The organism is Oceanicaulis sp., from assembly GCF_051859625.1.
GTDB lineage: Bacteria > Pseudomonadota > Alphaproteobacteria > Caulobacterales > Maricaulaceae > Oceanicaulis.
The window spans coordinates 318,819-332,633 of sequence record NZ_JBHYFH010000002.1 but is presented as its reverse complement, the minus strand read 5'-3'; the positions used below and the strand labels follow the sequence as shown (position 1 = coordinate 332,633).

Below are 13,815 nucleotides of genomic sequence, written 5' to 3'. Positions count from 1 at the left end.
TCCCTGCGTACAGCGGTTCGCGCTCGCATCACGCTGCAAAGGCGTTAACCTGCTCACTTTGGCGCGAATCCGCGCGGGGCATGAGTGACGGGCATGGACGACCTCTCCGTATTATCGGACTGGCGAATGTGGGCGGTTCTGGCCGGTGTCGGCGGAGCCATCGTTTTTTATTGCTGGGAGAAGTTCGCCCTAGAACTCGTCTCGGTCGTAATCCTGTGCTCGGCGCTGGTCTTTTTTGAACTCTTCGGCGCCGATGACGCCCCCACAGCCGCTGCACTCCTGGCCGGCTTTTCAAACCCGGCCCTTCTGACCATCATGGCGCTGCTTGTGGTGGGTCAGGGCATTTTCCATACCGGCGCGCTCGACGGGCCGACCCGCACTCTGCTCTCCATGTTCGATGTGCGGCCCAAGCTGACCATCGTGACGCTGTTCGCGCTGGTGTTTGGCGTCTCCGCCTTCATCAACAACACGCCCGTGGTGGTGATGTTCATCCCCATTCTGGGCGCTGTGGCGGCCCGGATGGGCGGCTCGGCCTCGGTCTTCATGATGCCGCTGAGCTTTGTGTGCATCTTCGCCGGCATGACCACGCTGATCGGCTCGTCCACCAACCTTCTGGTGGCTGACAGCCTGCTGGCGAGCACGGGTGAGACGCTGGGCTTTTTCCAACCAGCCAGAATGGGCGCCATGCTCTCGGTCGTCGGCATGATCTATATCGCCTTCATCATGCCCAAGCTGTTGCCGGAGCGTGAAGAATCCGAAGACGACAAGGCGGGGTCGCCGGGCAAACAATATATCGCTCAGATCGAAGTGACCGCGGGTCATCCGCTGGTCGGCGCCAAGCCGGTGGCCGGCATGTTCACTGAGCTCGGCGACATCACCGTGCGGATGGTTCAGCGCAATGAAGATGCGTTTTTGCCGCCTTTTGATTCCATCGAACTCAAACAGGGCGATCTGATCATCATCGCCGCCACCCGCAAGAAACTCACCGAACTTCTCTCCAGCCGCGCTGAATTCGTCGAAGGCGTCCTGCGCTCCGCGGGTCCGGCGGATCTGCCCACACGCGGCGAACGCCTGGCGCTGACCGAGGCTGTGGTTTCACCGGGTTCGCGTCTGATTGGCCGCACCGTTCGCCAGATCGGGTTCCGTCACGCCGTCGGCGCCATTGTTCTGGGCGTGCAACGGCGCTCGCGCATGATCCGCGCCAAACTTGGGGAAATCCGTCTGGAAGCAGGCGATGTCTTGCTGCTGTTTGGGGGCGCGGACGCCATGCGCCGCCTGCGGGCGGATCGCGACGTTCTATTGATGGATTGGGCGACCTCGGATCTGCCCGATATCCGCAAAGCCTCCATTGCGCGCGCGATTCTGGGCGGTGTGGTGCTGACTGCATCCACGGGGCTACTCCCCATCGTCGCCGCATCCCTGATTGGCGCGGCGGCCATGATCGGCGCGGGATGCCTGAATGTGCGTCAGGCGGCCCGTGCGTTTGACCTCAAGCTCTATCTCCTGATCGGCTCCGCCTTCGCGCTGGGGACCGCGATGGAGGCCACGGGCGGCGCGACTGTCCTGGCCATGGGCGTGGTGCATGTGTTCTCGCCCTTGGGCACGACAGCGCTGGTTTCGGCCCTGTTCTTCCTGGTGATGGTGCTGACCAATGTGCTGTCCAACAACGCCACCGCCATTCTGTTCACCCCCATCGCAGTGACGGCGGCCAACTCCGTAGGCGCAGACCCGACGCTCTTCGCCTTGACCGTGTTGTTCGCCGCCAACACCTGTTTTGCAACGCCGATCGGCTATCAGACCAATCTTCTGGTGATGGGGCCTGGCAAATACCGCTTTGCGGACTTCATCCGCGCCGGCGCGCCCCTCGCCGTCTTGATATGGCTTGCCTTCACCGTTTTGGTGGGCATCAGTTTCGCCCTGGCCTAGCTCAGGTTAGGATGGCCGGACTTTAGCGTTTGAGAGGATGCTCGTGACTCGCCCGTTTGCGACCCGTCAATTGCCCTTCTTCCTGACGGCGCCCACCGCCTGCCCCTATCTGGAGGGCCGGATGGAGCGGAAGATCTTCACGCGCGTGGATGGCGAACAGACGGCGCATCTGAACAATATCCTGACCCATGCCGGCTTCAGACGCTCACAATCCATCCTGTATCGACCGGCCTGCGAGATGTGTTCGGCGTGCAAATCCGCCCGCATCCCCGTGTCTGAATTCAAAGCCTCGCGCACGCAGCGCCGTGTGCTGAAGCGCAATGCCGGACTGTTGCGCCTGCCGCGTCCCGCCGAGGCGATGCCAGAACAATTCGCACTGCTCAGCCGGTATCTCAACGCCCGCCACGGTGATGGCGATATGGCGGGCATGGATTTCTTCGACTTCGCCTCCATGATTGAAGACGGCGCGGAACACACCGAGCTGGTGGAGTATCGTGACGCCCACGGCCAGCTGATCGCCTGCGTGCTGGTGGACAGGCTGATTGACGGCTTCTCACTGGTCTACAGTTTTTTCGCGCCAGACCGGGTCAAGGACAGCCTCGGCGCATACATCATCCTTGATCATATCGAACGCGCCCGCGCGGAGAATTTGCCGTTCGTCTATCTGGGATACTGGGTGCAAGGCAGTCCGAAAATGGACTACAAGGCTCATTACAAACCGCTTGAAGTGCTTGAACCTGAAGGCTGGCGCGCCTTGCAGCCGCCCTCTCACGCACAAGAGTGATCAAAAGCTGACATCACGGACAAGAACTGAGCCATAATCAGTCTGTCCGGCCTGGGGAGGAATAGATGGATCGTCGTACATTTTTGTCCGGCGCCGCGGTGGTCGCCGCTGGCGCCGCATCGGCCTGTTCACAAGACACGGGCGCAGAGACGGCGCCCGCCGCGCCGGCGGTGAACCGCAATCGCACGCGCCGCCTGCGCATGGTCACCACCTGGCCGACCGGTTTTCCAGGGCTAGGCTCAGCAGCCGAGCGCACGGCGCAATTCATCACCGAGATGACCGGCGGCGCGCTTGAAGTCGAAGTGTACGGCGCAGGTGAAATCGTCGGCGCGTTTGAAGTCTTTGACGCGGTCTCCAACGGCGTCGCGGACATGTATCACGGCGCTGAATATTACTGGCAGGGCCGCTCGCCCGCCTTCAACTTTTTCTGCGCCGTGCCCTTGGGCATGACCGCCCATGAAATCATGGCGTGGGTGGAATATGGCGGCGGTCAGCAATTGTGGGAGGAGCTGTCAGGTCAGTTCGGCCTGATCGCGTTCCAGGCCGGCAATTCAGGTCACCAGATGGGCGGCTGGTTCAAGCGCGAGGTCAACACGCTGGAGGATTTCCGCGGCCTGCGCATGCGCATTCCGGGCCTGGGCGGCTCGGTCCTGCGTGAGCTGGGCGGCGCGGCGGTGGCCCTGTCAGGCGGCGAAATCTACCAATCGCTTCAGTCCGGTGCGATCGACGCCACGGAATGGGTCGGCCCCTGGAATGACCTCGCCTTCGGGTTCTACCGCGAAGCGCCCTATTATTACGGTCCGGGCTTTCATGAGCCGGGCTCGTCTCTGGCGGTGGGCCTGAATCGCGGCGTCTGGGATTCCCTGCCCGCGGATCAACAAGCGATCGTCCGCGCCGCAGCCCGTGCCGCAAACAATCAATCGCTCGCCGAGTTCACCTATCAGAACGGCCTCGCCCTGCGCACGCTGACCGGCGAGCACGGCGTGCAGCTGCGTGAATTCTCCGATGATATCTGGCGAGAAGTGGGGCGCATTTCCGAAGCCGTCGTCGCCGACACCGCCAATGCGGACCCTTTGAGCCGCCGCGTCTATGAAAGCTATCGCGACGCACGGCGTCTGGGACGGGACTGGGCCAATGTGTCTGAAGCGCCCTATTACCAGAAACGTGAAATGGTGCTTGGTCGCTAGATCATGAAACTTGCGGATCGTCTACTGCTCGCCGTGATCGCCGTCACGGCCGTGCTGCTTGTCGCCGACGCCCTGTCAGGGGGCGCGATCGGCGCTGTGATGGATGGCAATCTCAGCGCGGTCGCTGCGATTACGGGACGGGTTCTGGGCTTTATCGGCTGGGCGCTCAGCCCGTTCCTGCTGATCGCCCTGTTGAGCGCGATCTATGGACGGTTCAAAGGCCTGCCAACCCCTGTGTCCAAGCTGTTGCGTCGGCTGATCGCGATCTTTGACGCCATCTCCGTGACGGTCGGCGACATGGTGCGATGGGCGGCGCTGGCGCTAGTGCTGGTGACCGGACTGATCGTGGTGCAGCGCTACGTGTTCGGCGTGTCGCTGACCAAGCTGCAAGAGAGCGTGATCTATCTGCACGCCATCCTGTTCCTGCTGTCGAGCGCGGCGACGCTTTATAATGGCGGCCATGTCCGGGTGGATATCGTCTATTCCAAGCTCTCTGATCACGGCAAAGCCTGGACCGATCTCTTCGGCGTCTATCTCGCCCTCATTCCCATGTGCTGGCTGATCCTTGTCACGGCGGAGAGCTATGTGGGCGGCGCCTGGCGCATCCTCGAGCGATCCCGGGAAAGCGACGGCCTGCCGCTGGTCTTCTTGCTGAAAACCGCCATTCCCGTCTTCGCTGTCATGATGATCGGCCAGGGTTTCGCCATGGCGTCGCGCGCCGCGTTGACGCTATCAGGGGAAACCCCGCCCCCTGCAGGTCATGATAATGCTGAACATGAGCTTTAGAGACTAAACTATGGATTTAATTATTAGTCTCCTGCCATTCGCCATGTTTGCGGCAGCCTTTGTCGCCTTGCTTCGCGGCTTTCCGGTGGCGTTTACGCTGGCGGGCGTCGGCCTCGCCTTCGCCCTGATCGGACTGGCGCTGGGCCTGTTTGATCCCTTCCATCTGCGCGCCTTCCCGCAGCGGATCTACGGCAATATCATGGAGATGGACAAAGCCATTCTGGTGGCCGTGCCGCTCTTTGTGTTCATGGGCGTGATGCTGGAAAAGTCCCGCATCGCCGAACAATTGCTCGACGCCATGGGCTCGCTGTTCGGCACATTGCGCGGCGGGCTTGGGATCTCTGTCGTGATTGTCGGCGCGCTTCTGGCCGCGTCCACCGGCATTGTCGGCGCCACCGTGGTGACCATGGGATTGCTGTCCCTGCCCACAATGCTCAAACGCGGGTATTCGCCCTCACTCGCCGCCGGCTCCATCGCGGCCGCAGGGACGCTGGGGCAAATCATCCCGCCCTCAATCGTTCTGGTTCTGTTGGGTGATCAGCTGTCGTCCGCCTATGCCGAGGCGCAGCGCGCGCAGGGCATTTTCTCACCCGACATCGTCTCGGTGGGCGATTTGTTCGCCGGGGCGCTGATCCCCGGCTTGCTGCTGGTCGCGGTGTATATCCTCTATCAGGTCGGAATCGCCATTCTGCGCCCAAGCGCGTCCCCGGCGATCCCGCCTGAAGAAATCCATGCCGACTGGGGCAAACTGCTGGGCGCGTTGATCCCGCCCCTCATCCTGATCATTGCGGTGCTCGGTTCGATCCTGGGCGGGCTCGCCACACCCACCGAAGCGGCGGGCGTCGGCGCGCTTGGCGCGATCTTGCTGGCGGGCTATCGCAATAGCGGCGGCACGGACAATCCCGCCTTTGGAAAAGCCGTGATCGTCATCGGCTCGGTCTCGCTCTTGTTGATCTTGCTCTCTCCGCTTGTGTTCGACCTGCGAGCGGGCGGCGCCGCGCCTCAGATGGCGCTGGCCTATGGGCTTTCGGCATTCGCGGCTTCAGGCGTCGTTTACGCCTGCGTTCGCCTGTTCAAGACCGAGGTTCTGGATCAGGTCATGCGGTCCACCGCACAGATCTCGGCCATGGTCTTCGTCATCCTGATCGGCGCCAGCCTGTTCGCCCTGGTCTTCCGCGAGCTGGGCGGCGATCACACGGTGCGCGCAGCGCTCGAGGCCGCCCCAGGCGGCGCGACAGGCGCGCTGATCGTGGTGATGATCGTGATGTTCCTTCTGGGCTTCTTCCTGGATTTCATCGAGATCACCTTCGTGGTCGTGCCCATTGTCGCGCCGGTGCTGTTCATGATGGGGGTCGACCCGGTCTGGCTGGGCGTGATGATGGCGCTGAACCTGCAAACCAGCTTCCTGACGCCGCCTTTCGGTTTTGCGCTGTTCTATCTGCGCGGCGTCGCGCCCCCTAGCCTGACCTCGGGCGCGATCTATCGGGGCGCTGCGCCTTTCGTCATAATTCAGCTTCTGATGATCGCTATGGTCGCGTTCATGCCATGGCTGGCGACCGCACTTCCGGGACTGCTGTATGACTGATCAGAGCAAATCCGACGCCTCTTCCAGCGGCAGCAACATGTCTGCTCTGATGTCTGATCGCGAAGCGCTGCAGCGTCTGTTCATCGTGGTTCTGGCGCTCGGCATTTCGGTCATCTTCATCTGGATGATCCGCGGCTTTCTCAGCCCGCTCTTCATGGCGGCTGTGTTCGCGATGTTCCTGCATCCCGTCCACCGCTTTATGCGGCGTGTCCTGTTCGGCTCCAGCTCCGCCGCCGCCGGCGTGGTGCTGCTCCTGGCTGTGGTGGTCGTGCTGATCCCGCTGGCCGCCATCCTGGTGATTGTCGCCGATCAGGCCGTGCAGGTGACCGGCGCAGTCGCGCCCTGGCTGCAAGAACAGATCGCCGCGCTCCGCGAAGGCGGTCTTGAGGCCCTGCCCGCCTGGCTGCCCTTCCGCGAAAGCCTGGCGCCCTATCAGCAAGACATCACCAGTCAGGCCGCTCAGTTCGCCTCGAACGCCGGTGGTTGGCTGGTGGACGCCTTGCGTCGGGCCACATCAGGCACGTTTGGCGCCTTTCTCAATCTGGTGGTGATGCTGTTCGCGCTGTTCTTCTTCCTGACCCAAGGCCCCCGCCTCGCCGGTCAGGGACTGAAATTGATGCCCATGCCGTCTGAAGATCGCGATCTGCTGGTCGAGCGCGCCATGTCCACCATCCGCGCCACGGTGAAAGGCACCTTTGTCATCGCCATCATTCAAGGCGTTCTGACGGGCGCCGCGCTGGCGCTGGCGGACGTTCCGGGCGCGTTGTTCCTGGCGACGCTCACCGCCGTCCTGTCGGTCATTCCCGGCATCGGCCCGCCGCTCGTCTGGGGGCCGGCGGGTCTGTGGCTGATCGCCAGCGGCCGGTATCTGGAAGGCGGCTTGCTGATCGCCTGGGGCGCGCTGGTGGTGGGGTTGATCGACAATCTCCTGCGTCCCCGCCTTGTGGGTCAGGACGCCAAACTGCCTGATCTGATGATCCTGATCTCGACCCTGGGCGGCTTGACGCTGTTCGGGGCTGTCGGCCTGATCGTCGGGCCGATGATCGCGGCCCTGTTCGCGTCGGTCTGGTATCTGTACGCCCAGTCCTACGCGCCCTTGCTGAACGAGAACCACCCCGAAGACGGCGTCGAACCCGGTAGTGACTAAACGGACGGGATTGAGGTTTCGCGCTGGCGACGACGTCCGCCAGCATAAGTCTCAAGCGCTTCGATGCGTTTCTCGATCGGCGGATGGGTGGCGAACAGGCCGGCGAAGCTGACCTTGGTCTCATTCTCGATGAACATCTGACGCACTTCTTCAGGCGCGTCCTTGATCTCGCTGCGGCCTGAGATCTTCTCCAGCGCCGAGATCATCGCGTCAGGGTTCTTGGTCAGCTCCACCGCGCCGGCGTCCGCCATGTATTCGCGCGAGCGTGACAACGCAAAGCGGATCACGAACGCCAATCCATAAGCCACCGCCACGATCAGCGCCGCCACCAGCAAGATCACGCCGGCATTGCCCGACCGTCCGCGACGTCCGCCGCCTGCGCGCGCCAGCGAACCATGAAACAGGCCGCGCGCCGCAATCTCCACCGTGAAGGAGATGATGCCCACAAAGATCACCGCGATCACCAAAAGGCGCACATCACGATTGATCACATGGCTCAGCTCATGGGCCAGAACCGCTTCTAGCTCTTGCGCGTTCAGCGTGTTCATCAGGCCGCGCGTCACGGTGATGACGGCTTTGTTTTCGCTCAACCCGGACGCATAGGCGTTCAGCGCGTCAGTCTCGATGATTCGCAAGGACGGCATCGGCATGCCGCGCGAAATCGTCAGGTTTTCAAGAAGGTTATAAAGCTCGGGCTCATCAGTGCGGCTGACTTTGCGCGCGCCGGTCGCCGCATCAATCATCGCCTGATGGCCCAGCCAGGCGATGACGAACCAGACGGCCACGCCGATCATCACGAACGGAAAGGCGCGCAAGGTCAGATCCAGCGCCGGCCCCATCGCGCCGGCAGAGGCGCCGGCTTTCACAGGGGCGTCCGCATACCCGCTCCACACCAGAGCGCCCGCGAAGACGATCCCCAGAACCAGAACCGGAAACCCGGCCAGCAGCGCGATGGATTTGAGATTATTGTTCCAGATATGGGTGCGCAGGCCGGCGGCGGCGATCATGATGCGCCCTCCTCCAGCCTGCGCATGGTCTTAGAACTTCACGGACGGGCCGGCGTTGACGGCCGCGCGTTCATTGGCGGCGACTTCAAAGAAGTCCGCCTCATTGAAGCCGAAGGAATTGGCCAGGATGACCGCCGGGAATTGCTCGCGCGCGGTGTTGTATTCGCTGACCGCATTGTTGAAGAAACGGCGGGCGGCGGCGATCTTGTTTTCCAGATCGGCCAACTCGTTCTGCAGCGACAGGAAGTTCTCGTTCGCTTTCAGATCGGGATAGCTTTCCGACAAGGCGAACAGCTGGCGCAGCGCGCCGGACAGCACGTTTTCGGCCGCGGCCAGATCCTTGACCGAGCTGGCGTCCACGGCCTGCTGGCGCGCCTTCACGACGCTTTCCAGCGTCTCTTTTTCATGGCTGGCATAGCCTTTGACGGTCTCCACCAGGTTCGGCACCAGATCATGGCGCTGCTTGAGCTGGACGTCGATATCGCCCCAGGCCTGACGCGTGGTCTGACGCAAAGCCACCAGACGGTTGTAGATCGCCATGACGAACAGGCCGATCAGAACGATCACACCGAAAGTAATCAGCAATTCCATGAAACGCTCCTTGATGGCGCTGAGGGGAAACCGGGTAAAGCCTTACTCCGATTGCGGGAGAACGCCAAGTGACAGCGCGGTGAAGGGCTTACGCCTCTTCTTTTGTGCTTAACGCCCGCCGAAGCTTTTATTGGCGAAACCGCGCGGGGCGAGCTTGCCGGCGCTGGCGCGTTTGCCTTCATAATAGCGCCAGTCCTCGACCAGATGACGACGGCCGGCCGGATCGACGCGCACGAGGCCCTCTTCAGAGTTGAAGACGCTGATATCGGCCACATCGCCGGATTTGCCGCCGAGCAGGCGCACGCCCTTGCCGCGGACCATTTCGGGGATCTCGTCGGCGTTAAAGACCAGAAGCTTCTTGTTCTCGCCCAGCACGGCGATCCGGTCGCCCGCGACCGGCAGCGCCATCATGGCTTTATGCCCGTCGATCACATTGAGCACCTGACGCCCGGCGCGCTTGATGGCGGGCAGGTCTTTTTCCGCCACCACGAAGCCATGGCCAGAGGTCGAGGCGAGCAGCAGCTTGCGGTCCGCCTTGTATTTGAACAGAGCGACGGGTTCCGCGCTCTCATCCATATCAATGAGCAGGCGCACCGGTTCGCCAAAGCCGCGCCCGCCGGGCAGTTTGGACGCGTCGAGCGTATAAACGCGCCCATCAGTGGTGAGCATCAGGATCTTGTCGGTGGTCTCCGCTTTCAGCGAGAACAACGTCTCGTCGCCATCCTTGTGCTTGATGCCCGTGACGTCATCGGTATGGCCCTTCAGCGCCCGGATCCAGCCCATGCGCGACAGCACGATCGTGATCGGCTCGCGCGGGATCAACGCCTCTTCCACCATATCGGCGAAGTCTGCGTCCGGCGCGTCGGCGAAGGTCGTGCGGCGCTTGCCCAGCGGCGTGTTCGGGCCAAAGCGCTTTTTGACGTCAGCGACTTCGCTGTCGACCTTTTTCCATTGCAGGTCTTCATCACCGATCAGGGCGGTCAGCGCATCACGCTCGCCTTCAAGCCGGGTCTGTTCGTCGCGGATTTCCATCTCTTCAAGCTTGCGCAAGCTGCGCAGACGCATGTTGAGAATGGCTTCGGCCTGACGGTCGGTCAGCGAGAAGGTGGTGATCAGCTGGTCTTTGGGATGGTCCTCAAACCGGATGATGCGGATCACTTCATCCAGGTTGAGATAGGCGACCATGAAGCCCGACAGGACTTCCAGCCGGTCCTCCACCTGCTCCAGTCGGCGGGTGGCGCGGCGCACCACCACTTCGCGGCGGTGGTTGAGCCAGATCTGCAGCGCTTCTTTCAGCCCCACAACGCGCGGCGCGCCGGTCGGGTCGAGCACGTTGAGGTTCAGCGCAAAGCGGATTTCGAGATCGGTCAGCTTGAAGACGGATTCCATCAGCAAGGCCGGATCAATCGTGCGCGATTTCGGCTCCAGGATCAGGCGCACATCTTCCGCGCTTTCATCCATCACGTCGGCCAGCAGCGGCAGCTTCTTCTGGTCAAGAAGCGAAGCGATGCGCTCGATCAGCTTGGCTTTCTGCACCAGATACGGGATTTCGGTGACCACGATCTGCCATTGACCGCGGCCCAGCTCCTCAACCTCCCAGCGGGCGCGCAGACGGAAGCCGCCCCGGCCCGTCTCATAGGCGTCGAGGATATTCTCGCGCGTCTCCACGCATACGCCGCCCGTGGGGAAGTCCGGGCCCTGCACATAATTGAGCAGGGTTTCAGTGGCGGCGCCGGGCGTCTTGATCAGATGGCGTGCGGCGTCGCACAGCTCGGCGGCGTTATGGGGCGGGATATTGGTCGCCATGCCCACGGCGATGCCCGCCGAGCCATTGGCCAGCAGGTTTGGAAAGGCGGCGGGCAGAACCAGCGGTTCGCGGTCTTCGCCGTCATAGGTCTCGCGAAAATCGACCGTGCCGTCATCGTAATCCTGCAAGATCAGCTGGGCGGCTTCGGTCAGGCGCGCTTCGGTGTATCGCATGGCCGCGGCGCCGTCGCCGTCCACATTGCCGAAATTGCCCTGGCCTTCGACCAGCGGATAGCGCGATGAGAAATCCTGCGCCAGACGCACCAGCGCTTCATAGACCGCCTGATCGCCATGGGGGTGAAAACGACCGATCACGTCGCCCACCACACGCGCGCATTTCTTGAAGGCGGTGTCCGGCGCCAGTTTGAGAAGACGCATGGCGTACAGCAAGCGCCGGTGAACCGGCTTCAGGCCGTCACGCGCATCGGGCAGCGCCCGCTGGGTGATGGTGGACAAGGCGTAGGCGAGATAGCGCGAAGAGAGCGCATCATTGAAGCTCTCATCGAAAATGCGGCCGCCATCGCCCGGAAATTGCTCGCCCATCCAGAGTCCCTCAGGTCACCTTAGTGATTCGATTGGGAACCAGTATGGAGCGGATCGTCTTGTCAGGGCAGGCCATGACGCAGGCTTTTCAACAGTTGAGCCGCAAGAGGCTACAGACGTCCCTCGCCCGCTAGCCGCTCGATCATGCGGGTTCTGGCGTCCGGCAGCATGCGGTCGGTGGGCCAGAGCACGCGGCGCTCGATGAAATGGGCGGTGAGTTTCAATCCCGCGCCCACATCGCCGTCTGAGATCGCGCCGCCGCCCTTCATGAAATCGGGCAAGGCCAGCATCCGGTCCTTATAGGGCGCGCCCGCCTCGGCGCTGACGGCGCGACCTGACTTGGGGCTGACATAGACCAGATCGGTCTCGACGCCCGTGGCCGCACACCGGCGCAAGTCCAGGCCGTATCCAAGATCAGACAGAAGACCTGCTTCCCACCGCACATAAAGCGCGGGCCAGACATCGGGGTCCTCCAGCGCGGCGATCAGCACTTCAAAGGCGTTCGCGACCGCCGGATGTTCTTCGCGCTCCGGCAGACACAGAGACGCCATGGCGCAAGCGGCGTTCAGCCCTGACAGAGCCAGCGGATCATCCATGACCACACCGGCTGACAGGTCTTCACCCTCGACCTGAAACCCGCCCAGATGGCTTTCAAGCCGGGCGCGCCAGACTGCGCGCACGCGGTTTCCGGGTTGCAGGATGGGGCGCATGGCGCGAGAGCGCCCGCCGCGCACCAGGCCGGCATGACGCCCATGCTCCGCCGTCAGAACCTCGATCACCGCGCTCGTCTCCCCATGAGGACGAACGGCGACGATGCGGCCTGAGGCGGTCCACTCCATCAGGCGTCGAAATCAAGTCCGAGCGCGTTGAAACGGGCGCGCTCATCACCCCAGTTCGGACGAATCTTGACGAACAGGAACAGGTGTACCTTGCGGCCCAGCTGTTCTTCCAGATCGGTGCGCGCGGCGGTGGACACCCATTTGATGGTCTGTCCGCCCTTGCCCAGGATCATCGGCTTGTGGGCTTCTCGCTCGACATAAACCGTCTGCTCGATCCGAACCGAGCCGTCACGCTGGTCCTTCCAGCCTTCCGTCTCCACCGTCAGGGCGTAGGGCAGCTCGTCATGAACGCGCAGATAGAGTTTTTCACGCGTCACTTCGGCGGCGAGCATGCGCTCTGACAGATCCGCGATCTGGTCTTCAGGATAGAGATACGGGCTTTCGGGCATCAGGGTGACCAGGAAGTCCGCCAGATCCTTGATCCGGTCGCCATTGCTGGCGCTGATCATGAAGACATCGCTATAAACCCCTGTTTCAAAGAGCTTTTGAGACAGGGACAGCAATTCATCACGCTTGATCAGATCAATCTTGTTCAGCACCAGTACGGCTTTCAGATCATGCGCCTTCAGGCCGTCGATCACGCGCTCCACATCTTCCACCGTGCGGCGCGCCTTGCTCAGCTGGGCGGCGGCGTCCACCACATGGACGATGGAGTCCGCGTCATCGGCGCCTTCCCAAGCGCTGGCGACCATGGCCCGGTCAAGCCGGCGGCGCGGCGCAAACACGCCAGGCGTATCCACCAGCACCAGCTGGGCGGCGCCATGCATCATGACGCCGCGCACCTGAAAGCGCGTGGTTTGCACCTTGGGGGTGACGATGGAGACCTTGCGGCCCACAAGGGCGTTCACAAGGGTGGATTTACCCGCGTTCGGCGCGCCGATAATGGCGACAAAGCCTGCACGCGTGGCGATCTGATCAGCCATCTACGGCCTCCCGTTTAAGCATTTCCGAGGCCGCAGCGCGCTGGGCGTCCTGTTTGGACCCGCCCTCGCCGCGCGCCGGCGCGACACCGCCGAGCCGGACTTCAATTTCAAACATAGGCCGATGATCCGGCCCTTTGCGCGCCACAGTCTCATAGACTGGAACGCCATAGCCTTTTTGCGCCGCCCATTCCTGGAGCTGGGATTTGGCGTCCTTGGGGCGACGAATGAGTTTATCAAACTCGTCCGCCCAGAAGGTGGTGAAAAACGTGCGAGCGGCCTCCAGACCGCCATCCAGATAGAGCGCGCCGATCACGGCTTCGCACGCATCCGCGATAATGGATTCTTTCTCGCGTCCGCCCAGGCGCTCCTCCGCGGCGGACAAACGCAGGCCCTCACCCAGATCACACCGACGCGCCGCGCGGGCGCAGGCGGACTTGTTGACCACTGCGTTCAAACGCTGAGCCAGCCCGCCTTCCTCAAGATGGGGGAAGGTCTCATACAGTTTCTGGCTCGCCATCAGGCCCAGAACCCGATCCCCGAGAAACTCCAGGCGTTCATTGGACGACGCCCGCGAACGGCCATCGCCGTGGGACGCATGGGTCAGCGCGCGCTCGAGCAGCTCCCGGTCCCTGAACCGGTAGTCGATGCGCGCTTCAAAATCTTTGATCCGATCACTCATGATACGGGGCTT

The 13,815-nt window shown here is 62.6% G+C and carries 12 protein-coding genes; 6 read left to right on the top strand and 6 right to left on the bottom strand.

What is annotated here, in order from left to right:
* Positions 1-93 precede the first annotated feature (93 nt).
* From ACTIGF_RS11090 to ACTIGF_RS11065, 6 genes are all read left to right on the top strand, one after another.
* Positions 94-1,926, top strand: a complete 1,833-nt coding sequence (locus tag ACTIGF_RS11090; protein ID WP_439636951.1) for an SLC13 family permease — start codon at positions 94-96, stop codon at positions 1,924-1,926.
* Positions 1,927-1,963: 37 nt separating this feature from the next.
* The gene (locus ACTIGF_RS11085; RefSeq protein WP_439636950.1) at positions 1,964-2,710 is read left to right on the top strand and encodes an arginyltransferase; all 747 of its coding nucleotides are present in this window, start codon (positions 1,964-1,966) and stop codon (positions 2,708-2,710) included.
* Positions 2,711-2,775: 65 nt separating this feature from the next.
* A complete protein-coding gene (locus ACTIGF_RS11080; protein ID WP_273146927.1) occupies positions 2,776-3,897 on the top strand; it encodes a TRAP transporter substrate-binding protein in 1,122 nt (373 codons plus the stop codon).
* A 3-nt stretch (positions 3,898-3,900) separates the two neighbouring features.
* Entirely contained in the window at positions 3,901-4,683 is a 783-nt protein-coding gene (locus tag ACTIGF_RS11075) for a TRAP transporter small permease subunit (protein WP_439636949.1), read from the top strand.
* Between the two features lie 10 nt (positions 4,684-4,693).
* Positions 4,694-6,268, top strand: a complete 1,575-nt coding sequence (locus tag ACTIGF_RS11070; RefSeq protein WP_439636948.1) for a TRAP transporter large permease — start codon at positions 4,694-4,696, stop codon at positions 6,266-6,268.
* Complete coding sequence (locus tag ACTIGF_RS11065; RefSeq protein WP_439636947.1) at positions 6,261-7,415, top strand: AI-2E family transporter; 1,155 nt, start codon at positions 6,261-6,263, stop codon at positions 7,413-7,415. Before ACTIGF_RS11070 ends, ACTIGF_RS11065 begins: the two co-directional genes overlap by 8 nt.
* Here ACTIGF_RS11065 and ACTIGF_RS11060 read toward each other — a convergent pair.
* From ACTIGF_RS11060 to rnc, 6 genes are all read right to left on the bottom strand, one after another.
* A complete protein-coding gene (locus tag ACTIGF_RS11060) occupies positions 7,412-8,422 on the bottom strand; it encodes a M48 family metallopeptidase (RefSeq protein WP_439636946.1) in 1,011 nt (336 codons plus the stop codon). The two genes, ACTIGF_RS11065 and ACTIGF_RS11060, sit on opposite strands and share 4 nt — an antisense overlap.
* 30 nt (positions 8,423-8,452) lie before the next feature.
* Complete coding sequence (locus ACTIGF_RS11055; RefSeq protein WP_439636945.1) at positions 8,453-9,013, bottom strand: LemA family protein; 561 nt, start codon at positions 9,011-9,013, stop codon at positions 8,453-8,455.
* A gap of 108 nt (positions 9,014-9,121) precedes the next feature.
* Positions 9,122-11,362 (bottom strand): DNA topoisomerase IV subunit A, encoded by a 2,241-nt coding sequence (parC, locus tag ACTIGF_RS11050; RefSeq protein ID WP_439636944.1) that lies wholly within the window; start codon positions 11,360-11,362, stop codon positions 9,122-9,124.
* A 110-nt stretch (positions 11,363-11,472) separates the two neighbouring features.
* Entirely contained in the window at positions 11,473-12,201 is a 729-nt protein-coding gene (recO, locus tag ACTIGF_RS11045; RefSeq protein WP_439636943.1) for a DNA repair protein RecO, read from the bottom strand.
* Positions 12,201-13,124, bottom strand: coding sequence for a GTPase Era (gene era / locus ACTIGF_RS11040; protein ID WP_439636942.1), 924 nt, complete (start codon positions 13,122-13,124; stop codon positions 12,201-12,203). The genes recO and era overlap by 1 nt, the downstream gene beginning before the upstream one ends.
* Complete coding sequence (gene rnc, locus ACTIGF_RS11035) at positions 13,117-13,803, bottom strand: ribonuclease III (RefSeq protein WP_439636941.1); 687 nt, start codon at positions 13,801-13,803, stop codon at positions 13,117-13,119. The genes era and rnc overlap by 8 nt, the downstream gene beginning before the upstream one ends.
* Between the last annotated feature and the right edge of the window lie 12 nt (positions 13,804-13,815).

What these genes read in the sequence shown, in the direction of transcription:
- ACTIGF_RS11090 (WP_439636951.1), top strand. Translation starts at nt 94, where the DNA reads ATGGACGACCTCTCCGTATTATCGGACTGGCGAATGTGGGCGGTTCTG.
- ACTIGF_RS11085 (WP_439636950.1), top strand. Translation starts at nt 1,964, where the DNA reads ATGCTCGTGACTCGCCCGTTTGCGACCCGTCAATTGCCCTTCTTCCTG.
- ACTIGF_RS11080 (WP_273146927.1), top strand. Translation starts at nt 2,776, where the DNA reads ATGGATCGTCGTACATTTTTGTCCGGCGCCGCGGTGGTCGCCGCTGGC.
- ACTIGF_RS11075 (WP_439636949.1), top strand. Translation starts at nt 3,901, where the DNA reads ATGAAACTTGCGGATCGTCTACTGCTCGCCGTGATCGCCGTCACGGCC.
- ACTIGF_RS11070 (WP_439636948.1), top strand. Translation starts at nt 4,694, where the DNA reads ATGGATTTAATTATTAGTCTCCTGCCATTCGCCATGTTTGCGGCAGCC.
- ACTIGF_RS11065 (WP_439636947.1), top strand. Translation starts at nt 6,261, where the DNA reads ATGACTGATCAGAGCAAATCCGACGCCTCTTCCAGCGGCAGCAACATG.
- ACTIGF_RS11060 (WP_439636946.1), bottom strand. Translation starts at nt 8,422, where the DNA reads ATGATCGCCGCCGCCGGCCTGCGCACCCATATCTGGAACAATAATCTC.
- ACTIGF_RS11055 (WP_439636945.1), bottom strand. Translation starts at nt 9,013, where the DNA reads ATGGAATTGCTGATTACTTTCGGTGTGATCGTTCTGATCGGCCTGTTC.
- parC (WP_439636944.1), bottom strand. Translation starts at nt 11,362, where the DNA reads ATGGGCGAGCAATTTCCGGGCGATGGCGGCCGCATTTTCGATGAGAGC.
- recO (WP_439636943.1), bottom strand. Translation starts at nt 12,201, where the DNA reads ATGGAGTGGACCGCCTCAGGCCGCATCGTCGCCGTTCGTCCTCATGGG.
- era (WP_439636942.1), bottom strand. Translation starts at nt 13,124, where the DNA reads ATGGCTGATCAGATCGCCACGCGTGCAGGCTTTGTCGCCATTATCGGC.
- rnc (WP_439636941.1), bottom strand. Translation starts at nt 13,803, where the DNA reads ATGAGTGATCGGATCAAAGATTTTGAAGCGCGCATCGACTACCGGTTC.